The organism is Cupriavidus basilensis OR16, assembly GCF_000243095.1.
Classification (GTDB): domain Bacteria; phylum Pseudomonadota; class Gammaproteobacteria; order Burkholderiales; family Burkholderiaceae; genus Cupriavidus; species Cupriavidus basilensis_D.
In genome coordinates, this window is record NZ_AHJE01000024.1 from 1 (window position 1) to 21,557 (window position 21,557).

Annotated in this window: 20 protein-coding genes and 1 pseudogene; 11 read left to right on the forward strand and 10 right to left on the reverse strand. The window is 68.6% G+C overall.

Translation table 11 applies throughout. The features are described from left to right. The 6 genes from OR16_RS42850 to OR16_RS10130 form a co-directional block, all read right to left on the reverse strand. Positions 1 to 161, reverse strand: a 161-nt coding sequence (locus OR16_RS42850; RefSeq protein WP_006157869.1) for an FAD-dependent oxidoreductase, incomplete at its 3' end; no start/stop codon positions are given. After that, complete coding sequence (locus OR16_RS10110; RefSeq protein ID WP_006157870.1) at positions 158 to 421, reverse strand: (2Fe-2S)-binding protein; 264 nt, start codon at positions 419 to 421, stop codon at positions 158 to 160. The genes OR16_RS10110 and OR16_RS42850, both read right to left, overlap by 4 nt. Continuing rightward, on the reverse strand, positions 418 to 1,569 hold the full coding sequence (locus OR16_RS10115; RefSeq protein ID WP_006157871.1) for an NAD(P)/FAD-dependent oxidoreductase: 1,152 nt from the start codon (positions 1,567 to 1,569) through the stop codon (positions 418 to 420). The genes OR16_RS10110 and OR16_RS10115 overlap by 4 nt, the downstream gene beginning before the upstream one ends. Continuing rightward, a complete protein-coding gene (locus OR16_RS10120; RefSeq protein ID WP_050982930.1) occupies positions 1,566 to 2,570 on the reverse strand; it encodes a 4-hydroxyproline epimerase in 1,005 nt (334 codons plus the stop codon). The genes OR16_RS10115 and OR16_RS10120 overlap by 4 nt, the downstream gene beginning before the upstream one ends. A 142-nt stretch (positions 2,571 to 2,712) precedes the next feature. Then, positions 2,713 to 3,348 carry a nitroreductase gene (locus OR16_RS10125; protein ID WP_043419192.1) on the reverse strand — a complete coding sequence of 212 codons (636 nt, stop codon included), beginning with the start codon at positions 3,346 to 3,348 and terminating at the stop codon, positions 2,713 to 2,715. Between the two features lie 37 nt (positions 3,349 to 3,385). Further along, positions 3,386 to 4,273 carry a crotonase/enoyl-CoA hydratase family protein gene (locus tag OR16_RS10130; protein ID WP_006157874.1) on the reverse strand — a complete coding sequence of 296 codons (888 nt, stop codon included), beginning with the start codon at positions 4,271 to 4,273 and terminating at the stop codon, positions 3,386 to 3,388. Between the two features lie 129 nt (positions 4,274 to 4,402). Between OR16_RS10130 and OR16_RS10135 the strand changes: the two genes are divergently transcribed. The 3 genes from OR16_RS10135 to OR16_RS10145 all read left to right on the forward strand — a co-directional run bounded on the left by OR16_RS10135 (position 4,403) and on the right by OR16_RS10145 (position 7,264). Beyond that, on the forward strand, positions 4,403 to 5,434 hold the full coding sequence (locus OR16_RS10135; protein WP_272942839.1) for an NAD(P)H-dependent flavin oxidoreductase: 1,032 nt from the start codon (positions 4,403 to 4,405) through the stop codon (positions 5,432 to 5,434). 15 nt (positions 5,435 to 5,449) lie between these two features. Further along, complete coding sequence (locus OR16_RS10140; RefSeq protein ID WP_006157876.1) at positions 5,450 to 5,911, forward strand: PaaI family thioesterase; 462 nt, start codon at positions 5,450 to 5,452, stop codon at positions 5,909 to 5,911. 174 nt (positions 5,912 to 6,085) lie between these two features. Continuing rightward, entirely contained in the window at positions 6,086 to 7,264 is a 1,179-nt protein-coding gene (locus tag OR16_RS10145) for an acetyl-CoA C-acetyltransferase (protein ID WP_006157877.1), read from the forward strand. A 226-nt stretch (positions 7,265 to 7,490) separates the two neighbouring features. Here the strand turns inward: OR16_RS10145 and OR16_RS10150 are convergent, their stop codons facing one another. The 3 genes from OR16_RS10150 to OR16_RS10160 all read right to left on the reverse strand — a co-directional run bounded on the left by OR16_RS10150 (position 7,491) and on the right by OR16_RS10160 (position 10,220). Further along, a complete protein-coding gene (locus OR16_RS10150; RefSeq protein ID WP_006157878.1) occupies positions 7,491 to 8,177 on the reverse strand; it encodes a histidine phosphatase family protein in 687 nt (228 codons plus the stop codon). A 192-nt stretch (positions 8,178 to 8,369) separates the two neighbouring features. Continuing rightward, on the reverse strand, positions 8,370 to 9,368 hold the full coding sequence (locus OR16_RS10155; protein ID WP_006157879.1) for a Bug family tripartite tricarboxylate transporter substrate binding protein: 999 nt from the start codon (positions 9,366 to 9,368) through the stop codon (positions 8,370 to 8,372). Positions 9,369 to 9,527: 159 nt separating this feature from the next. Further along, positions 9,528 to 10,220: a TetR/AcrR family transcriptional regulator gene (locus OR16_RS10160; RefSeq protein ID WP_006157880.1), complete on the reverse strand. Its 693-nt coding sequence runs from the start codon at positions 10,218 to 10,220 to the stop codon at positions 9,528 to 9,530. Between the two features lie 155 nt (positions 10,221 to 10,375). On the opposite strand from OR16_RS10160, the gene OR16_RS10165 reads away from it, so the two are divergent. The 6 genes from OR16_RS10165 to OR16_RS10190 all read left to right on the forward strand — a co-directional run bounded on the left by OR16_RS10165 (position 10,376) and on the right by OR16_RS10190 (position 18,092). Continuing rightward, positions 10,376 to 11,182: an IclR family transcriptional regulator gene (locus tag OR16_RS10165; RefSeq protein ID WP_006157881.1), complete on the forward strand. Its 807-nt coding sequence runs from the start codon at positions 10,376 to 10,378 to the stop codon at positions 11,180 to 11,182. Between the two features lie 95 nt (positions 11,183 to 11,277). After that, the gene (locus OR16_RS10170; protein WP_006157882.1) at positions 11,278 to 13,359 is read left to right on the forward strand and encodes an acetate--CoA ligase family protein; all 2,082 of its coding nucleotides are present in this window, start codon (positions 11,278 to 11,280) and stop codon (positions 13,357 to 13,359) included. Between the two features lie 232 nt (positions 13,360 to 13,591). Further along, complete coding sequence (locus OR16_RS10175) at positions 13,592 to 14,326, forward strand: tripartite tricarboxylate transporter substrate-binding protein (protein ID WP_006157883.1); 735 nt, start codon at positions 13,592 to 13,594, stop codon at positions 14,324 to 14,326. 143 nt (positions 14,327 to 14,469) lie between these two features. Then, a complete protein-coding gene (locus OR16_RS10180) occupies positions 14,470 to 15,696 on the forward strand; it encodes a DUF1254 domain-containing protein (protein WP_006157884.1) in 1,227 nt (408 codons plus the stop codon). Between the two features lie 24 nt (positions 15,697 to 15,720). After that, positions 15,721 to 17,097, forward strand: a complete 1,377-nt coding sequence (locus tag OR16_RS10185; RefSeq protein ID WP_100227861.1) for a DUF1254 domain-containing protein — start codon at positions 15,721 to 15,723, stop codon at positions 17,095 to 17,097. Then, positions 17,094 to 18,092, forward strand: a complete 999-nt coding sequence (locus tag OR16_RS10190) for a Bug family tripartite tricarboxylate transporter substrate binding protein (RefSeq protein WP_006157886.1) — start codon at positions 17,094 to 17,096, stop codon at positions 18,090 to 18,092. The genes OR16_RS10185 and OR16_RS10190 overlap by 4 nt, the downstream gene beginning before the upstream one ends. Before the next feature lie 60 nt (positions 18,093 to 18,152). Here OR16_RS10190 and OR16_RS10195 read toward each other — a convergent pair whose 3' ends face one another. Continuing rightward, entirely contained in the window at positions 18,153 to 18,890 is a 738-nt protein-coding gene (locus OR16_RS10195; RefSeq protein ID WP_237717005.1) for a CerR family C-terminal domain-containing protein, read from the reverse strand. 90 nt (positions 18,891 to 18,980) lie between these two features. On the opposite strand from OR16_RS10195, the gene OR16_RS10200 reads away from it, so the two are divergent. Both OR16_RS10200 and OR16_RS44500 read left to right on the forward strand, forming a co-directional pair. After that, positions 18,981 to 20,138 (forward strand): HlyD family secretion protein, encoded by a 1,158-nt coding sequence (locus tag OR16_RS10200; RefSeq protein WP_006157888.1) that lies wholly within the window; start codon positions 18,981 to 18,983, stop codon positions 20,136 to 20,138. 94 nt (positions 20,139 to 20,232) lie between these two features. Then, positions 20,233 to 21,530 (forward strand): annotated as a pseudogene (locus tag OR16_RS44500) (MDR family MFS transporter); the annotation flags it as partial. Positions 21,531 to 21,557 lie beyond the last annotated feature (27 nt).

Consider the following 21,557-nt stretch of genomic DNA (forward strand, 5'->3'; position numbering starts at 1 on the left):
CCGGGTGCCGGGTTGTCGTCGATGAGCGCGACGCTGCAGCCACTCCCGGCCGCCGCGCGCGCCGCCGCCATGCCGGCGGGCCCGGCGCCGACGACCAATACGTCGTAGCGGCGCTGGCAAGAGGCCGGCGCCTGCCCGGTGCCTGTGTGCAGCGCGCTCATGGCGCGCGCTCCAGCACCATGCCCTCCCGGCACGTGATCTGGCACGCCAGCCGGCGCCGGCCGTCGATGGTCATGCGGCATTCCTGGCAAATGCCCATGCCGCAAAACGGCGCGCGCGGCTCGCCGCCGCAGGAGCGGCGGGTGAACGGCCGGTCGCTATAGGCCATGGCCGCCGCCACGGAGATGCCCGCCGGCACCCGCAGCGCGCGGCCATCCAGGAGGACGTTCACGGACAAGTTAACGGCCCGGTTGCGTTTCATGCAGGGTCTCCGTGCCGGGGCCAGGCGCGGTCTCTCGTGGCTGCGGCGAAGCGGCTGAAGGAAAAAGGCGCCGGATCGATCGGGGCCCGGTGGCCCAGCACCAGCGCCGCCAGCAGGCGCGCGCTGCCGGGCGCGGTGGTCACGCCCAGCCCCTCGTGGCCCACCGCCAGCCACAGGCCCGGCTGTCCGGGGTGGGCGCCGACGATGGGCAGCCCGTCAGGCGTGGCGGCGCGAAAGCCGGTCCAGCAGCGGATCGCGTTCATCCCGGCGAGCTCGGGCAGGTAGGCGGTGGCGCGCTGGAGCATGCGGGCCATGACCTGGCTATCCACGGCAGTGTCGAGGCTGTCGAACTGGCGCGACGAGCCGATCAGCAACTGGCCAGTGGGGCGCGGCTGCACATTGAAGGCGACCGAGGTTCCGTCGCTGTGGTGCGCGCTCGCGGCATAGCCGAGTTCGACCAGTTGATGGTTCACGCAGGCCGGGTAGCGCTCGGTAATGACGAGATGCCCCTTCCTGGCGCGGATCGGCAGCGCGGGCAGCAGTTGTGTGGCCTGGATGCCGTTGGCGACGACAACCGCGGTGGCGCTCAGTCGCCTGCCGTCCGCCAGGGTGACATGGTTTGCCTCCACCGCGCTCACCGTGGCTTGCACCAGGCTTATCCGCGATGCCCTCTGCGCGAGCAGCCACGAGGCCACGGCCGGGGCGTAGACGATGGCATCGCCCGCGACCTTGAGCGCGCCCGCCAGGCCCGCGCGCAGCATGGGCTCCTGGCGCGCCAGTTCGCCGGCATCCAGCGTGGCGCACGGGATGCCCTGCGCCCGCAGCGCGTCTTGCCGCTGGCGGGCCAGGTCCATTTCCGCGGCATCGCTGGCCACCCACAGCGTGCCGCACTGGCGATACGCACAGCCAGGCGGCATGTCGCGGGCGAGCTCCCGCCAGAGCCTGAGCGAGCAGGCGCACAGGTCACGCTCGGCCGCGGTGTCGTCCATCATCACCAGGTGGCCCATGCCGGCGTGGGTGGCGCCGCCGGCGCGGCTGTCCAGCACGCAGACATCCAGCCCGTGCCCGGCCAGTTCGAAGGCGCAGGCCGCGCCGACGATCCCGGCGCCGATCACGATGACATCGCCGCAAGCCTGCGCGGGCCTCATGCGCCGATGCCCCAGGCGAAGGGATCGTCGTGCGCGATCAGCAGCGTGGCCTCGGCATGCACATGCGCGCGGCCATGTATGGTCGGGATGATGCGGCCGGGTTCGTCGGCGGGCGCATAGTGCGCCACGAAGCGGCTGCCGGTCACGCTGGCCTGGCGCCAGGGTGTGCCGGGCGCAAGCTTGCCGTCCGCTGCCAGGCAGGCGAGCTTGGCGCTGGTGCCGGTGCCGCAGGGGGAGCGGTCGTAGGCCTTGCCAGGGCACAGCACGAAATTGCGGCTGTCGGCTTCATCGGCATCGTCGGGCGTGCAGAACAGTTCGATATGGTCGACCGGCGCGCCGTCCGGCGCCGCGATGCCTGCCAGTTCGAGCGCCTGCCGCACGGCCCATGCGAACGCCGTCAGCGCCTCGAGATTGTCGCGCGCGATGCGCTGGCCATGGGCTTCGATCAGGAAGAACCAGTTGCCGCCCCAGGCGATGTCGCCGCTGACGCAGCCGTGGCCCGGCACGTCGACGGCCACCGCATGCCGGTAGCGCCAGGCGGGCACATTGCGCACGCCGACCGAGCCGTCTTCATGCAGCGTGGCCTCGACCGTGCCCACTGGCGTATCGATGCTGTGCCGGCCCGGCGCGATGCACCCGAGATGCGCCAGCGAGGCCACCAGCCCGATGGTGCCGTGGCCGCACATGCCCAGGTAGCCGCTGTTGTTGAAGAAGATCACGCCCGCGCAGGCACCGGCGGAAACCGGCGGGCACAGCAGCGCGCCGACCATCACGTCGCTGCCGCGCGGCTCCAGCACGGTGGCGGCGCGCCAGTGGTCGTGCTCCCGCGCGAGCCGCTCCAGCCGCGCGGCCATGCCGCCGCCGCCGAGATCGGGGAAACCGTCGATGACCAGCCGGGTGGGTTCGCCGCCGGTGTGGGAGTCGATCACCCTGATCCGGCGGGGCGCGGGCGGTGATGGTACCGCGGAGCTTGCGGTGGACGGCGGGGCGCTCGGATGCATGGCGGGAATGCCCAGGGGGCCAGGTGTGGATGACCCCTATAGCGTGGCATGGCCGCCCCCTGCCGGCTTGTTGCCTTTCCCCAGCGCCGATGACGAAATCGGCATAGTGGCAAGCCGATGCCCGCCACTTGCCGCAGAGGCCTCAGATGCCGATGAACTCGGCGAACTCCGCCAGCGGCGCGCGCGTGGCGCGCAGCTGGTTGACCGGTGCTTCCGTGTCTTCATAGCCGATCGCCATGCCGGTAAACAACATGCGTTCGGGCGGAATGGCGAGAAAGCCCGAGATGGTTTCCGGATAAATCGCCCAGCATTCCTGCGCGCAGCTGTCCAGCCCATGCTCGCACAGCAGCAGCATCACGGTTTGCAGGTACATGCCCAGGTCCGACCATTGCGGCGGGCCCATGCGGCGGTCCACGGTGCAGTTGGCGAACTGGGCCATGCGCGCCGGCTTGTTCTCGCGCGGGATACCCAGGCAGCGATAGAGGTCCTCGCCTACCTGGAAGCGGCGTTCGCGATAGGGCGAGACCAGTTCGCGCGGGTAGATGTCGTACTCGCTCCCTTCGCCGCCGGGCATGCCGGCGATGCGCTCGCGCATGGTGGCCTTGAGCCGCTCCAGCGGCTCGCCGCCCACCACGTGCAGGTGCCAGGGTTGCAGGTTGCCGCCCGACGGCGCGCGCGCGGCCTGCTCCAGCACGTCGCGGATGACCTCGGGCGGCACCGGCGTGGGAAGGAAGCCGCGTACCGATTTACGGCTCTGGACTGCCATGCTGACTTTCACGCTGTATTCCTTGGGGCTAGGCGGGGGATCAACGGCATCAGATAAAGGGCGGCTCGCTGCCCCAGTCGAAGAAGTCAGGCATGTCCTGCGACACCCGCTCCGGGAAGCTGGCCGGGCGCTTCTCCAGGAAGGCGCTGACGCCCTCCTTGACGTCCGCCGACTGGCCGCGCGACTGGATCGCGCGGCTGTCCAGGCGGTGCGCCTCCATCGGGTGGCTCGCGCCCGCCATGCGCCAGATCAGCTGGCGCGAGATGGCGACGGAAACCGGCGCGGCGTTGTCCGCGATCTCGCGGGCCAGCGCCTGCGCGGCCGGCAGCAGGTCTTCGGGCGCGTGCAGCGAGCGCACCAGCCCGCGCTCCAGCGCTTCCTGCGCCGAGAACACGCGGCCGGTATAGCACCACTCAAGCGCCGTGGAGATGCCAACCACGCGCGACAGGAACCACGACGATGCCGCCTCCGGCGTGATGCCGCGGCGCGCGAACACGAAACCGAACTTGGCGTCGGTGGACGCCAGGCGGATATCCATCGGCAGTTGCATGGTCACGCCGATGCCCACCGCGGGCCCGTTGACCGCGGCGATCACCGGCTTGAGGCTGCGGAAGATGCGCAGCGCCACGCGCCCGCCGCCGTCGCGGTGCGCCGCTTCCTTGCTGGCGCCGTAGCGCTTCTCGTAGTCGAAGGTGGCGCCGCCCGAGGACAGGTCGGCACCCGCGCAGAAGGCGCGCCCGGAGCCGGTGACGATCACCGCGCGGACATTGTCGTCGGCGTCGGTGGCGTCGAAGGCATCGATCAGCTCCTGCATCATCTGTGCGGTGAACGCATTGAGCTTGTCCGGGCGGTGCAGGGTGATGGTGGCGACACCCCGGTCGATCGCATACTGCAGGGTCTCGAAGCTGGGAGGAACGGCTGGGTTCGGGGTGCTCATGGCTGGCCTTGGCTCTCTCGAAAGGGGTGTGGGTAAGGTAGTGCAGAATCGGGCGCCTGCAATCGTCGATTCCGACGAGGTAGGGACGGCAGCGCCGCCGTAGACTGGCGCCAGGACGCCTGGCGGCGCATGCCCGGCAGAAGACAGATCAGAGACGATACAAGACCAGAAGCCAGAAGGAACGACATGAAGACGCGCATTACCGAATTGCTGGGCACCCGCTACCCCATCATCCAGGGCGGCATGCAGTGGGTTGGCTACGCCGAGATGGCCGCCGCGGTCTCCAACGCCGGCGGGCTGGGCGTGCTCACCGCGCTGACCCAGCCCACTCCGGAAGCGCTGGCCGCGGAGATCCGCCGCACGCGCGAGCTGACCGACCAGCCCTTCGGTGTCAACCTGACGCTGCTTCCCTCCATCAACCCGCCGCCGTACGCGCGCTACCTCGACGTGATCATCGAAAGCGGCATCAAGGTGCTGGAGACCGCCGGCAACAATCCCAGGGAACATATCGCGCGCGCCAAGGCCGCCGGCATCAAGGTGATCCACAAGTGCGTGGCGATCCGCCATGCGCTGTCGGCCGAGCGCCTGGGCGTGGACGCGGTCTCCATCGACGGCTTCGAGTGCGCGGGCCACCCGGGCGAGGACGACGTCCCCGGCATGGTGCTGATCCCGCTGGCCGCGCGCCGGCTGGGCATTCCGGTGATCGCCTCCGGCGGCATTGCCGACGGGCGCGGCATGGCGGCGGCACTGGTGCTGGGCGCCGAAGGCATCAACATGGGCACGCGCTTTTGCGCCACGCGCGAGGCGCCGATTCACCACAACGTCAAGCAGGCGCTGGTGGACGCGAGCGAGCGCGACACCAACCTGATCTTCCGCACGCTGCACAACACCGCGCGCGTGCTGAAGAACGCCATCTCCGACGAGGTCGTCACCATCGAGCGCCAGCCGGGCGGCGCCCAGTTCGAGGACGTCAAGCACCTGGTGGCGGGCGTACGCGGCAAGGCCGCGCTCGCCGCCGGCGAGACCGATGGCGGCATCATCAGCGCCGGCCAGTGCGTGGGCCTGATCGACGACATCCCGACCTGCGCCGAGCTGATCGAGCGCATGGTGGCCGAATGCCGCGAGCAGCTCGGGGTGGCCTCGCGCTACTTCGCGGCGTGAGGCGGCGGGACAGGCATGGCTGAATCCAACCAATCTTCCGGCGCCGCTGGTGCCGACGCCGCCGACGCTGCCGACGCGGTCCCGCCGGGCTTCAAGGCCATGCGTCCGAGCGGCGGCTTTCTTGCCCATCTCGGCCAGCTCTACGTGGACAGCGGGCAGCGCGCGGTGGGCGTGCGCATCGGCACGCATCACCTCAACCCGCTCGGCATCCCGCACGGGGGCATGCTGGCCACGCTGGCCGATACCGCCATTGGCATGATGATGCTGATGGAGGGCGAGCGCATGCCGCCCGCCGTGACCGTCAATCTCAGCCTGGATTATTTCGATGCCGCCCGCCTGGGCGAGTGGATCGAGGCGCACGTCGAGTTCGACAAAATGGGTTCGCGGCTGCGCTTTGGCCATTGCCGCGTGATGGCCGGCGAGCGCTGCCTGCTACGCGCCACGGCCATTTTCTCGGTGCTTACGCCCCGCACCTGAAGGGCGGCAACCGGCGCACGCGCGATCGCCGGCGCCGCGCAATCGTCGCTTCCGACGACGCCGGGTGCCCCGTTGCTGCGCCAGAATCCGCATCAGGCTAGCGAGGCTTGCCGTGCCATTCCCGGCGCGCGGCCACCACGGGCGGATCCGCCCGCAACGATAAGAGGAGAACACATGGCAGAGGCATACATCGTAGCGGCCGCGCGCACCGCAGGCGGGCGCAAGGGCGGCAAGCTGGCAGGCTGGCATCCGGCGGATCTCGCCGCGCAGGTCCTGGACGCGCTGGTGGCGCGCAGCGGCGCCGATCCGGCGCTGATCGACGACGTGATCATGGGCTGCGTGGGCCAGGCCGGCGAGCAGGCTGGCAACGTGGCGCGCAACGCCGTGCTGGCCTCGCGCCTGCCGGAAAGCGTGCCCGGCACCTCGGTCGACCGCCAGTGCGGCTCGTCGCAACAAGCCCTGCACTTCGCTGCGCAGGCGGTGATGTCCGGCGCGATGGACATCGTCATCGCCGCCGGCGTGGAAAGCATGACGCGCGTGCCGATGGGCCTGCCCTCCACGCTGCCCTTCAAGAACGGCTTCGGCAGCTCGATGAGCCCGGCCATGCAGGAGCGCTATCCCGGCGTGAAGTTCAGCCAGTTCACCGGCGCCGAGATGATGTCTCGCAAGTACGGCCTCACGCGCGACGATCTCGACCGCTTCGCGCTGGAAAGCCATCGCCGTGCCATCGCCGCTACGCAGGCGGGGCGCTTCAAGGACGAAATCGTGCCGGTGGCGGTGCGCGCCGCCGACGGCAGCAGCAATGGCGAGTTGCACACGGTGGATGAAGGCATCCGCTTCGAGGCCAGCCTGGAGTCCATCGGCAGCGTCAAGCTGATCGAGGAAGGCGGCACCGTTACCGCCGCCAGCGCCAGCCAGATCTGCGATGGCGCGGCCGGGTTGATGGTGGTCAACGAGGCCGGCCTGAAAAAGCTGGGCGTCAAGCCGCTGGCACGCATTCACCATATGTCGGTGCTGGGCCATGATCCCGTGATCATGCTGGAAGCACCGCTGCCGGCAACGCTGCGGGCGCTGGAAAGGGCCGGCATGAAGATCGGCGATATCGACCTGTTCGAGATCAATGAAGCGTTTGCGCCGGTGCCGCTGGCGTGGCTGCAGACCACGGGCGCGGATCCGGCGCGGATGAATGTGAATGGCGGCGCCATTGCGTTGGGGCATCCGCTTGGGGGCTCGGGGGCGAAGCTGATGACCACGCTTGTGCATGCGTTGCACGCGCAGGGTAAGCGGTATGGGTTGCAGACGATGTGTGAGGGTGGGGGGATGGCGAATGTGACTATTGTTGAGCGGTTGTAGGGTGATGGGGTGCCTATCGCTGTTTCTTTGAGCGGCGATGGCGTCTTGGACCCATGAGCGTACGACATGCCCATACTGGGGTGATCGCTGTTTTTTGAACGGCGTTGGTTATTGCACCCAACCGCGCAAAGAAAAGTGACCGGCGCCCCCGTAGGGGGATGTCGTATGGCTCTTGGGCCCAATAACCATCGCCGATCAAAAAACAGCAACAGCAACCCCCCCACCTTCAAGCAAACGTAATAGCCTGCCGCCGATCCCCCCGATCCAAATGCGGCAAACCATTAAAACTCAGCAACCGCTGCGTCCCACGCCCAGAAATAATCTCGCAAAAAGCCGTATTCCGAAACTGCAAATTCAACTCGATCGCAGTCTGCGCCGGCGCACCCAGCAAATCCGCGGTAGCCCGCCCGATAGCCCCGCCAGAACTAACAACCAACACCGCATCCTCCCGCGAAGCCCCTTCCGTGGCATGCAGCAAACCGTCGCGGATCCGCCCCCCGAACTCCGCCCACGACTCCGGCATGCCCACCAGTTGATCCAGCGTCCAGGCCTGATAAGCCGCGCGAAATGTCCGCCAGTAGTCGTTGTAATCCGTATTCTGATGGGCGCGATGATCCGCCCCGCCGGTATGGCTGCGATAGAGCGCTTCGCCATCGTATTCGTTAAGGCCGAGGTGGGTTTCGATGCCCGTCTGGACCGGCACATCGCCAGCCGCCATGCCGGCCAGGATCTCCAGCGCGGTGTCTTGCTGGCGCACCAGCGAGCCGGCCACCACCCGCTTGAACGAGATACCGCGCTCGCGGAAATACTCGCCCAGCCAGCGAGCTTGCTGCCGTCCGGTGTCGGAGAGGCAGTCGTAGTTGGCGGCGCCGAATGAGGCCTGACCGTGCCGTACCAGGAAGAGCGTTGCCATGCGTGATGTCGGCGCCAGAAGGCACCCGGGATGCGGTAAAACGGGAATCGGCACGCGAACGCCAGTGCGCCGCGCGGGGTGCTGCCATTGTAGGAGTGCCGGCCGCGGCGGCCAAGCTAAGCCGCCGCGGATTCATAGCGGTCATTGCCGCGCTGCATGATCCCGCTGCGGCGCGGCAGGGCTGGTCCAGCCTTAGTCCAGTGTCACGCCCGTATCCGCGGTCAGCTTGAGCACGCCCGGCAGGTAGGCCTTGTAGGCGGTGAGTGCTTCTGCCGGCAGGTTGCCGATCGGCTCCGCGCCCATGTCCTCGATTCGCTGGCTGATCTCCGGCGTCTTCACCAACGCGCTCGCCTCGCGGCCCAGGCGCTCGACGATGTCGCTGGGCGTGCGCGCCGGGACCAGCAGCGTGATGGGGCCGACCAGCTTGTACGGCTCGTCGGGGTATCCGGCCTCGGCAAAGGTCGGCACGTTGGGCAAGGCCTTGGCGCGCCGGGTGCCGGTGACGGCCAGCGGACGCAGCTTGCCGCTGGCGAAGTGCTGCTTGAGCGAGGTCACCGAGCCAACCGTCATGTTGACCTGGCCGGCGAGCAGATCGCTCACCATCGGGCCTTCGCCGCGATACGGCACATGCAGGATATCGACGCCATAGGTCTTGTCGAGGTAGGCCTGGATGGTGTGCGGCTGCGTGCCCGGGCCCCAGGAGCCCATGCGCAGCTTGCCGGGTTCCTTCTTGGCATAAGCGATCAGTTCCGCCACGGTTTTCACCGGCAGCGTGCCGTTGACGGCCAGCACCGTGCGCGCCATGGCGATGTCCGACACCTGGCGCAGGTCGGTGCGCGGGTCGTAGGGCAGCTTCTTGTAGAGGGCGAGGTTGGCGGTGATCGGGCCGGGGATGGTCAGCAGCAGCGTGTAGCCATCGGGCGCTGACTTGGCCACATAGTCGGTGCCGATGATGCCGCCGGCGCCGCCTTTGTTCTCCACCACCACGGTTTGTCCCAGCCGTTTGCCCAGGCCTTCGGCTAGCGTGCGCGAGAGCGTGTCGGTGAGGCCGCCGGCCGGATAGGGCACGATCAGGTGCAGGGGCTTGTTGGGATAGCTGACTTGCGCCTGGGCTGCCAGCGGCGGCAGTGCCGCGCAGGCGCAGGCTAGCAGGGCGGCCGCTTTCCCGCAGAACGGGCTGCGTATCTTCATGTTTTGTCTCCTCGGTGTTTTATGGGATCCGGCGCGCGCTCCGAGCAAAATGCGCGCGCCGATATTGGGTCAGGCTTGATTGCGGCGGGAAACCACGCGCGGGACCGCGCGTTGTGATGCTGCGAGGTTGCGGCTTTGCGGCTTTACGGCTTTATGGCGTCACGCCGGCAACGTCAGGTAGCCGGCCACCAGCCGGGTCATTTCGCCGGGTAGCCGCTCATCGTCGAGCGGCAGCGGGCCGGCGTCGTTGAGGATGGCGTTGACCACGATGCTGAACACCGCCTGCATGGCAAAGCGCACGCGCATCTCAGCCTGCTCCGGCGGCACCGGCATGCGTGGCACCAGCAGCGCCACCATGCGCTCCACCACGTCTTGGCCGCTTTCGCGGTGCGGCAGCCATTCTTCCGGACGGTTGGAGGCGTGCTTGAGCGATGCCTTGATCACGCCGCGGTTGGCATGGCAGCCGAGCACTACGTAGCGCATGATCTTTTCCAGCATCACATCGGTGGGCACGTCCTCCCAGCGCTCCACGCGCAGGTAGCGCGCCACGGACTCGCCGGTTTCCTGCATCACCAGGGCGCGCAGTGCTTCGAAGAACGCTTGCTTGTCGCGGAAGCGGCCGTAGAAGGCCCCGACGGATACTTCGCAGGCGGAGGCGATCTGCGCGACCGAAACCGCGGAGAAATCCCGTTGCGCCAGCAGCTCGCGGCCCGCGTCCAGCAGAGCCTGCTCGGTCTCGCGCGCACGGCGCTGGCGTGGCGGCTGCAGGATCGAAGGCGTCGCTACGGTGGGGAATGCGGACGACCCCTTGGCGGGCTTGGCGGGGGACGCGGCAGAAGACGAGAGGGGCATGGTAATTCCGTATGCGAATTCTGATTCGGTTTTGTGAACCATATGGTTACCACGGCGTTTCGTCAAGAAACGGTCTACATTTCCAATATGTGGAAATACATTCCGTTCTTTGACACCGAAAAGGACGCCACCCACACTGGGTGCAAGGAGACAAGATGAACACGCCGGTCGAACAATTCATAGCCGAGCGCAGAAAAGAGGACCCGTCCTTCGGAGGCTTGCTGGCCAAGGGCTTTGCCTTGCTGCGCTGCTTTATCGACGAGCCGCGCCCGCTTGGCAACGGTGAGCTTTCCGAGCGCCTGCAGATGCCGCGCGCCACCGTGTCGCGTATCTGCCGCACGCTGTTCGAGCTGGGCTACCTGGACTGGGACCCCAAGCTCGACAAGTATTTCGTCGGTGCCCAGGTGCTGGCCCTGGGTTATCCCTACCTGGCCGGCCTGCAGGTGCGCCACGTGGCTCGTCCGCTGATGCAGGCGCTGGCGGATCGTATCGAAGGCGCCGTATCGATGGGCGTGGCACACCGGCTGGACGTGACCTACCTGCAGACCTGCACGCATCACGAGGGCACGGCGGCGCGCCCCGGCGTGGGCGCGGTGCGCTCGGTGCTGAGCACGGCGATGGGCCGTGCCTTCCTGTGCACGCTCTCCAAGATCGAGTTCGAGCAACTGATGCGGGCCGCACGCCGCGAACGCGCCGAGGAATACGCTGCCTGCTACGACACCATCTGCCATAACGTGGCGCACTACCCCAAGCGCGGCTTTGCCATCAATGAAGGCGACGCCGGCAGTGGCGTGCATGGCGTGGGCGTGTACTCGCGCATCGTCTACCTGAACCGCCCGCTGCTGTTCAACTGCGCGATCGCCGGCTCGCAAATGCGCCGCGGCGTGCTGGAAAAGAAGATTGCGCCGCTGCTGATGGAGATGACCCGCGCCATCGAATCCACGACCGGCCTGCACCAATAGCCCGGCCCACAGAGCAAGGCACACCAAGCCACACACGCAGCGCCGGCACAGGCGCAACCAAAACAAGCCATTCAAGGCTATCCGGAGACAACGCAATGCCCAGTCTAGATTCCCTGCTGAAACCACGCTCGGTCGCGGTCATCGGCGCGTCCACGCAGCCCGAGAAGGTGGGTGGCATGCCGATTCGGCTGCTGCGCGAGCTTGGCTACGCCGGGCGTATTTTTCCCGTGCACCCCACCGCCAGCGAGATCCAGGGCTTGCCCGCTTACGCGACGCTGGCCGCCATTGGCCAGGCCGTGGACCTGGCCATCGTGGCGGTGCCGGCGGTGGCAACGGAATCCGTGATGGCGCAACTGGCGCAAAACGGCACGCGCGCCGCGATTTTCTTCACCTCGGGCTTTGCCGAAGTGGGCGACGAGGGCCTGGCCATGCAAGTGGCGCTGGCCGAGAGCGCGCGCCGCCACGGCGTGGCCCTGCTCGGGCCCAATTGCCTGGGCGCGATGAACCTGCGCGAGCGCATGTTCGCCACCTTCTCGCCGATCCCGCTGACTGGCGTGCCGCCCGCGGGCGACGTGGGGCTGGTCAGCCAGAGCGGCGCGTTTGGCGCCTACGCCTTTGCGTTGGCGCGCGAGGCCGGGCTGGGCCTGAGCTATTGGGTGACCACCGGCAACGAGGCCGGCCTGCAAGTCGCCGATGTGATCGAGTGGATGGCGCAGGATCCAGATACCCGCGTGATCCTGGCGTACATGGAGGGTTGCCGCGATGGCGCGCGCCTGCGCCAGGCGCTGGCGGCCGCGCGCGCCGCCGGCAAGCCGGTGGTGATCACCAAGGTGGGCACCACCGAGGCAGGCGCGCGCTCGGCGCAGTCGCACACGGCGAGCCTGGCAGGAGAGGACGCGGTGTATCAAGCGGTGTTCGACGAGTACGGCGTGCATCGCGCCCATACGCTCGAGGATTTTTTCCGCCTCGGCTACACGCTGTCGCGCGGGCGGCGGCCGGCGCGCTGGGACAGCCCGAGCGGGTTGATGGGCGACGCGGTGGCGCCGGTGGCCATCGTCACCGTGTCCGGCGGCGTCGGCATCATGATGGCCGATCGCGCTGAAGAGCTTGGCATGCCCATGCCGCCCATGCCCGCGGCAGCCGCCAAGGCACTGCGCACGAGCATCCCCTTTGCCAGTACCGCCAACCCGATCGATGTGACGGGGCAGGTGGTGGCCCAGCCCGCCGTGCTGCTCGACGCGATGGCCGGCGTGGCCACCTGCGGCGAGTACGGCAGCGTGGTGGCCTTTCTCGCTGGCGGCGCTAACGCGCCGCGCTTGTGGGAAGAACTGCAGCGCACCATCGGCGCGCTGCATGAAGACAAGCGCGCCGCGCCGCTGCTGCTGTCCGGCGTGGTCGACGACGACAAGCGGGCGTGGCTGGAGGCGCATGGTTGCCTGGTGTTCCGCGAACCTGCCCACGCCATCGAGGCTGTGGCCACGCTGGCCCGCGCGGCAGCATTGGAAGCCGCCGCCGCGCGCGTGCCAGTTGCCGAGGCCGCCGCGCCGCTCGCCGCGCTCCTGCGCGATGTGCCGGACGATGCCAGCGCGCTGTCCGAGTTCGACGCCATGCGCCTGCTGGCGGACGCCGGCGTGCCAGTGGCCGCGCACGGACTTGCGCGCGACGCCGATGAAGCCGTGGCCCTGGCGCAGCGCATCGGTTACCCGGTGGCCGTCAAGCTGTGCTCGGCACAGGTGCTGCACAAGAGCGACGTGGGCGGCGTGGCGCTCAACCTGACCGACGACGCCGCGGTGCGCAAGGCCTTTGCTGCGATGCAAGCGGCGCTGGCGCGGGCCAGCGCCAGCCTGCCCTTCGAGGGCGTGCTGGTGGCCCGCATGGTGCGTGGCTGGGGCGAGCTGATGGTGGGCGTGCGGCGCGATCCGGTGTTCGGGCTGGTGGTGCTGGCCGGCATCCGCCGCAACCGCCGTGGAGATCTTCCGGCAGATGGCCTTTGGCCTGGCGCCGTTCACCGCGACGGCGTAGTCAAGAAGCTTGAGCCCACCGCGCAACCCGATACCGGCACAGACCGGACGCGCGGATGGGGAACCACTAAAACCGGAGACAAATCATCATGCATTTGCAAGCTGCAAGGACCGCGCGCGCGCCGGTGGCAGGCGTTCTCGCCGCCGTCATGCTGACGGCGTTGGCCGTAACACCAGCGCACGCCGCATCACCGCAAGCCACGAAATATCCTGACAAACCGATCCGCCTGGTCGTGCCCTTTCCGCCCGGTGGCGGCACCGACGTCATCGGGCGGCTGGTGGCCGCCAAGCTGTCGACCGCGCTGGGCGGCACCGTGCTGGTGGAGAACGTGGCGGGTGCCACCGGCACCATCGGCTCGGCCCAGGTGGCGCGCGCCGCGCCGCCCAGGTGGCGCGCGCCGCGCCGGACGGCTACACGCTGTTGCTCGGCATCTCCGCCACGCACGCCATCGCCCCGGCGATCTTCCCCCGCCTGCCCTACGATCCCGTGCGCGATTTCGTCCCGGTGGGCCGGCTGGCCTACGGCGGCAACGTGCTGGTGGCTGGCCCGGCTTTCACGGGCAAGGACCTGCCGGCGCTGATCGCAGCCGCCAAGCGTCCCGGCGCTGACCTCGCCTATGGTTCCTGGGGCCCCGGCTCGGGCGGCCACCTGGCCGGCGAGAGCCTCAATGTCAGCAGCGGCATCCACCTGCGCCACATTCCCTATAAAGGCGTGAGCCCGATGCTGACCGATGTGATGGGCGGCACGCTGCCGGTGGCCATGTCCGACCTGGCCGGCACCTTGCCGTTGATCCGCAGTGGCAAGGTCCGGGCGCTGGCGGTGACCGGCTCGGAGCGCTCGGTGGCGCTGCCCGATGTGCCCACCTTTGCCGAGTCCGGCGTGCCGTTTCGCATCGACAGCTGGTACGCGCTGTTTGCGCCGGCCCGCACGCCGGCACCCATCCTCGATCGCCTTGAGCGCGCCGTCGACGCCATCATGGCCGAGCCCGCCATGCAAGCGCAGGCCGCCACGCTGGGCATGCGCTTCACCCCGCAGCCGCGCGCCGTCTTTGCTGCCCAGATGCGGGACGACGTCCACGCCTGGGCTGCCCTCGTCAAGTCGAGCGGCGCCGCCCTCGAATAATCCCGCCAGGAGCCAACACAGATGACCATGTTCCCTTCCGCCGCCCCCGCCCCCGCCCCCGCCCCCGCCCCCGCCCCCGCCCCCGCCGCCCCCCGCACGCCAGCCCCCAGCAGGCGCTGGTCGCCGGCGCGGCGCTGCCGCTGGTGATCTACGGCTATGCGCTCATCGAGACGTTGCGCACCTGCCGCCTGCAGACCTCGGTCGCCGCGGCCACCGGCTATGGCCGCGCGCCGATCAATGCGTTGTCGGCCAGCGAGCGCCAGTGGACGCACGAGGATCGCGACATCGTCACCCCGGCCAACGACCTGCTGTATTTCTGCGGCTGGGTCAACCTGGCCGATGGCCCGGTGACGCTGCGCATTCCGCCACTGCCCGACGCGGGCCGCTACTACGTGATCGAGCTGCTCGACGTGCACACCAACAACTTCGAGAACCTGGGGCCGCGCAACGTCGCCGCCGAAGGCGGCGAGATCGAGCTGGTCGGCCCGGGCCAGAAGGCCAGCGGCGCGCATGCGGTGTCATGCCCCAGCTCGCTGGTTTGGCTGCTCGGCCGCGTGCTGGTGCAGGGGCCGGATGACCTGGCGGTGGCGCGCGCCTTTGAGCAAGGCTTCGCGCTGACCCGCACGCCGGGCGCGGCGCGTCCGCGCTGCGTGGACCAGTGGCATGACAGCGGCCGGCCCGCGCTGGACTTTTTCCACAACCTCTTCAACGCGCTGCGCGAGTTCCCGCCGGCCGCCGAGGAACTTGGCATCCTGACGCTGCTGCGCAAGGCCGGCATCCGCCTGGAAGACGAGACCGATTTCGCGGCGCTGCGCCCGGCCATTGTGGCCGGGCTGGAAAGCGCCTATGCGCAAGGCATGGCGGTGATCGAGGCGCATACCCGTAGCCAGGGCCGCAAGAGCTGGGGCTACAGCCTGAAGCTGGGCATGTACGGCGACGACTGGCTGCAGCGCGCCTGCACCGCGATGAAGGGCCTGGGCGCCCTGCGCGCGGACGAGGCGATCTACGCCATGGCGGACTTCGATGCCGACGGCGCGCCGCTTGATGGCCGCCGCCGTTACGAGCTGCGCTTCGCGCCCGGCATGCTGCCGCCCGCGCGAGCCTTCTGGTCGGTGTCGCTGTACGGCGAGGATCGTTACTTCAGCGCCAACGAGATTGGCCGCTACGCCGTGGGCGACCGCACGCCGGGCTTGCGCATGGAAGCCGATGGCAGCCTGGTGATTCCCATCTCGCACGCGCGCGCGCGGCAGCAGGAGAACTGGCTGCCCGCGCCCGCCGGCTCGTTCTACCTGATCCTGCGGCTCTACCATCCCGCGCCGTCTTTCCTGCAAGGCCAGTACACCATTCCTGCGGTGCGCTGCGTCGATTGAGTCAACCAAGTTATGGAAGCCACCATGTACCAGACCGTATCCTCAGCGCCCGCCGCGCCCGCCGCGCCCGCCGCGCCCGCCGCGCCCGTCCACGAAGCCATCCGCTACACGCTGCCCCTTTACGAAATGGCGCGCATGCGCGCCGCCACCTGCCCGCGCCGCAACAGCGCGGGAGCGTTTGCCGCGCAGCAGCCCGATGCCCCGGTGCGCTGGATCAATCATTTCATTCACACGCGCCAGCTGCTTGGCCCGCAGCATCGGCAGGTGGTCACGCCCAACAACGACACGCTTTACAGCAACGCCTGGATGGACCTGTCGCAAGGGCCGCTGCTGCTGGACGTGCCTGACAGCGCAGGCCGTTACTACGTACTCGGCCTGCTTGATTTCTATACCAATCCCTTCGGCTATATCGGCACCCGCACAACGGGCAACGGGCGCGGCCGCTTCCTGCTGCATGGCCCGCGCTGGCAGGGCGACGTGCCGGCTGACGCCACCGCCATCGCTTGCCCCACGGATGCGGTGTGGCTGCTCGGCCGCGTGCTGGTGGATGGCGAAGCCGACCTGCCGGCCGTGCATGCGCTGCAGGACCAGTTCCGCCTGAGCACGCTGGCCGGCGCGAGCGCCGCACGGGCCTTCGATGTCCGCATGCAGCCTGGCGAGCATCTGGGCGATCCGCGCCGCTATGCCGAGGTGGTCAACCAGGCGCTGCGCGAGAACCCGCCGCCGCCGGCTGAGGCTGGACTGGTGGCGGGCTTTGCGCCATTGGGCATTGGCGCGGATTGCGATGCGGCTGCGCTTGGCGATGACGCACTCGCCCGCCTGGGCGAGGCCATCCAGGCCGTGCTCGCCGAACTGGCGACGCCGCTGCCGTCCGACCTCGGCGGCGGCTGGACCCTGCCGGTGGAAATCCGCGAATCGTTCGGCACGCAATTCGCCGAGCGCGCGCTGGTAGCGCGCAACTATATCGGCGCGCTCGGCGTGCAAGAGGCGATGTACGTGATGGCCGACCGCGACAGCGAAGGCGCGCCGCTCGATGGCCGCGTCGGCTACGAACTGGCCTTCCCGGCCGATGCGCTGCCGCAGGTGGGCGCGTTCTGGTCGCTCACCATGTACGGCAAGGAGGACTGCATGCTGGTCGACAACGCGCTGGGGCGCTACTCGCTGGGCGACCGCTCGCCCAGCCTGCGCTACGCGCCGGACGGCAGCCTGCGGCTGCGCCTGTCGGCCACGCCACCGGCTGACCCGGCGGACGAAGGCAACTGGCTGCCCGCGCCCGCAGGCGCGTTCTACGTGACGCTGCGGCTCTACGTGCCCCAGCCCGCGCATCTCGACAAGACCTTTGTCTATCCGCCAATCCGTCCGCTGGCGGGTGCGGCCGCTTCGGCCAAGGAGCCGTCATGACACCGAATTCACACAAGCGCAGGCAAGTGCTGCGCCTGGCCGGCAACGCCATGCTGTTGGCCGTGGGCTGCGGTGCGCTGGCGCCCGTGCATGCCCAGGAATATCCGTCGCGCCCGGTGCGCCTGGTCTCGCCCTACGGCCCGGGCGGCTCCAACGACATCTCGGCGCGCCTGCTCAGCGAGGGGCTCAGCCGCAAGTACAAGCAGCAGTTCGTGGTGGAGAACAAGCCAGGCGCTGGCACGCGGGTGGCCAACGAGCAGATCGCCCGCGCCACCCCGGACGGCTACACGCTGCTGTGGGCGGCGGCACCGTTTGCCATCAATACAGCGGCGGGGCTCTCCCAGCATTACGACATCCACAAGGACTTCGTGGCGGTAGGGCCGCGCGTGCTCGGGCCGTTATTCCTGGTCGTCAACGCTGATTCGCCAGTGCGCACGGTCGCGGATTTCGTGCGCATGGCGCGCGGGAAGAAGGACGGCGTGACATTCGCCTCGCCGGGCATCGGCTCGGGGCCGCACCTGACTGCCGAGCTCTTCGCCGCCCAGGCGAAGTTCAAGGGCCTGAATGTGCATTACCGTGGCGATTCCACGGCCTACACGGAGTTGCTCGCGGACCGGGTCGACGCCACGCTGACCGCCATCACTACCGCGCTGCCCTTTATCAAGGCCGGCAAGCTGCGCGTGATCGCAGTGTCCGCCGAGCAGCGCACGCCGGTGTATCCGGACGCGCCCACGTTTGGCGAACAAGGGTATCCCGGCGTGGTGGGTTACGGCTGGTTCGGGCTGATGGCGCCGGCGGGCACGCCGCCGGCCGTCGTGCAGCAGCTCAACCGGGATGCCAGCGCGGTGCTGGCCGATGCGCAGACGCGCAGCAAGCTGATTGGCCTCGGGCTGCAGCCCGAGGTGGGCGACAGTGCATCGTTCGCGCGTTTTATCGATGCCGAGGTGGCCAAGTGGGGGCCATTGATCAAGTCGGCGGGGATCAAGCTGGAGTAGGGGGCCGCGCGGCGTTAGTTGCCGGCTTTCGCGCAGCGGCCCGCTCGCTGCCTGCCCGCCTTAGCGGCGGGCGGCGCCTTTGCGCGCGTCGCGCGCGGCGACAAAGGCCAGCAGCAGGACCCTCGTATGCTCAAAAATCACGTCCCCGAGCTGGGCCATCTCTTCAGGGCCAATCGTCTCCCATTCGAGGGCGCTGAGCACGTTCCGGCGCAACATGCGGAACACGGCAACCTGGCTGTCTATCGCGATGGTCCGGATCCTGGTCAGCGCATCGGTCGGCTCGCGTCCGGTCAGCCGGCCGACGATTGACGCGGTCACGGGAAACAAGCGGCGGTTGAGGCGTTCGTCGATCACCGCGAAGGCAGCCGGCGGACCAAGGCCCGCGCGTTCGCGTGCCATGAAGCGTTGCCAGTCGCGCGCCTCGGGTGAATCGCTCAGGAACGAGACGAAGCAGCCCTGGAGTCCCAGGTATGCCTCGATCAAGTCCGTGTCATTGGCGTCGGGGTTGGCCAATGCCGCTTGCGCCGCGCTCACCGGCGCGGCCAGATGCTCCCAGATGCGTGCGACGAAATGCTCCACGCACGCAATGTAGACCCCTTCCTTGTTGTCGAAGTAGTACTGCAGCGCAGGCGCATTGACGCCGGCCTCTTTCGCAATGTCGCGTGTCGACGCCCCCTCGAATCCCCGTTCCCCGAAGAGTCGCAGCGCCGCCTCGACGATGCGCAGGCGCGTTTCCTCGCCTCTCTGGTAGCCGCCTTCGGCGGCCGGTCGGTGTCGTGCCATGGGTTTCGTCGCCATCCTTGAGATCGTGCCAGGAGAGAAATATATCACTTGACACATTTTGACCAACTGGAATAATTGTTCCGATTGGAATAATTTGGAGCCCCCATGTCCACCGCTGCACCCGTTGATTCGCCTGCCGACCCACTGCTACGGGGCGAAGCCACGTCGACCCCAGTCAAGCCTGCGGTGCGCAATCGCCGCCGCACGGTGCTGCTTTTCCTGGCTGGCGGCGTGCTGGTGGGTGCGGCGGCCTGGGGCGGGCACTGGTGGACGGTGGGCCGCTTCATGGAGACTACCGATGACGCCTATCTGCAGGCCGACAGCGTGACGGTGGCGCCGAAGGTGGGCGGCTATATTGCTGAAGTCCTGGTGCGCGATAACCAGACGGTCGTCATTGGGCAGGCGTTGGCAAGGCTCGACAGCCGTCAGTACCAGGCCGCGCTGGACGAGGCCACGGCGACCGTTGCCTCGCGCCAGGCCGACGTGGCGCGTAGCGAGGCGGACCTTGCGCAGCAGCAGGCCAATATCGCGCAGGCCAAGGCCGAACTCGACGGGGCGCGGGCCAATGTGCGCTACGCAGCATCGCAGGTGGATCGCTATGCGCCACTGGTCAAGTCGGGCGCCGAGACGGAGGAGCGGACCGCCGAGCTGCGCAACGCGCAGACACGCGCCGCCACGACGCAGCAAGCCAACGAGGCTGCCTTGCGCGCCGCCCAGAGCCAGACGCTCACGCTGCAGGCAAAGCTGCAGCAGGCGCGCGCGCAACTGGCGGTGGCCGAGGCGAGTGCGCGCCGCGCTCAGCTCGACATGCAAGATACGTTGGTGCGCAGCACCTTGGCCGGCCGCGTCGCGGATCGCGCCGTGCGCGTCGGGCAGTTCGCACAGCCGGGCACCCGGCTCCTGACGATCGTGCCGCTGCAGGATCTCTACCTGAACGCCAACTTCAAGGAAACGCAGGTCGGCCACATGATCCCGGGCCAGCCCGTGACGATCCATGTCGACGCGCTGCCGGATGCCGATCTGCACGGCACCGTCGAAAGCCTGTCGCCCGGCACGGGTTCCCAGTTCGCCCTGCTGCCCGCCCAGAACGCCACCGGCAATTTCACCAAGATCGTGCAGCGCGTGCCGGTGCGCATCCACCTGGATGTGTCGGGCGAGGCGCGCAGGGCGCTGGTGCCGGGGCTGTCGGTGACGGTAGAGGTCGATACGCGCCACGCGGCCTCCACGCAAGCGCAGGCGCCGGCCGGAGGCGCGCGTGGCTGAGGCGCTGCGCTCCGGGGGCAACCCGGCATCCGCGCCAGCAGCGCCCAAGGTCTCCAAGGTCTCCAAGGTCTCCAATGCCTCCAGCGCCGACTGGATCGCCGTCGCGGCCGGCTCGCTCGGCGCGCTGCTCGCCACGCTCGACATCTCGATCACCAACTCGGCGTTGCCGCAGATCCAGGGGCAGATCGGCGCCGCGGGCACGGAGGGCACGTGGATCTCCACGGGCTACCTGATGTCGGAGATCGTGATCATCCCGCTCGCCGCGTGGCTCACGCGCGTGTTCGGGCTGCGGCGCTTCCTGATGTGGAACGCGATCCTGTTCACCGCGTTCTCGATGATGTGCGGGCTATCCCACAGCTTGGCCGGGATGGTCATCGGCCGCATTGGCCAAGGCTTCGCCGGCGGCGCCATGATCCCGACCGCGCAGACCATCATCCGCACGCGCTTGCCCAGGCACCAGATGCCGATCGGCATGTCGGCGTTCGGCCTGATCGTCCTGCTCGGCCCATTGCTGGGCCCGGTGGTTGGCGGCTGGCTGACCGAGAACGCCGACTGGCGCTGGTGCTTTTTCCTGAACCTGCCGATCTCGGTGGCGCTGGTGACGCTGCTCTATCTTGGCCTGAAGCCGGAGCGCGCGAGCCTGCAGGCGTTCGTCAAGGCGGACTGGCTCGGCATCGCGGGGCTGGCCATCGGCCTGAGCTCGCTCACGGTGGTGCTGGAGGAGGGCAGCGCGAGCGCTGGTTCGAATCGCCGACGATCGCATGGCTAGCGCTGCTCTGCGCGGCCGGCATCCTGATGATGGTCGTTGGCCAGTTCACGGCGAAGACGCCGATCGTACGGCTGCGGCTGCTGCTCAACAAGAACTACGCCAGCGTCATCCTGATCGTCTCGACGGTTGGCGCCGGGCTCTACGGCGTGTCTTACCTGTTGCCACAGTTCCTCGCCACCATCGCCGGATACAACGCGGAGCAGGCCGGCTCGATCATGCTGCTGTCCGGTCTTCCGGCATTCCTGATGATGCCGGTCCTGCCCCGCATTCTTGGCAAGTTCGATAGCCGCTGGCTCGTCATCACCGGGCTGTTGTGTTTCTTTGGCAGCTGCATGCTGGATATCTCGCTCACGGCGCAAAGCGTCGGGCACGACTTCATCGGCTCGCAGATCCTGCGCGGCTTCGGGCAGATCCTGGCGATGATGCCGCTCAACCAGGCATCGATGGCGGCTGTCGCCACCCATGAGGCGGGCGACGCGGCTGGCCTGTACAACATGGCCCGCAACCTGGGCGGCTCGGTCGGGCTCGCGCTGCTTGGCACGCTGATCGACCGCCGCAATACGTATCACGACGCCGTGATCAGCGCGATCGGGCAGGAGCACATCTCGTCCAGCGCGGCGGCGCTGCCGGGCCCTTGCCGGCTGTGCGCG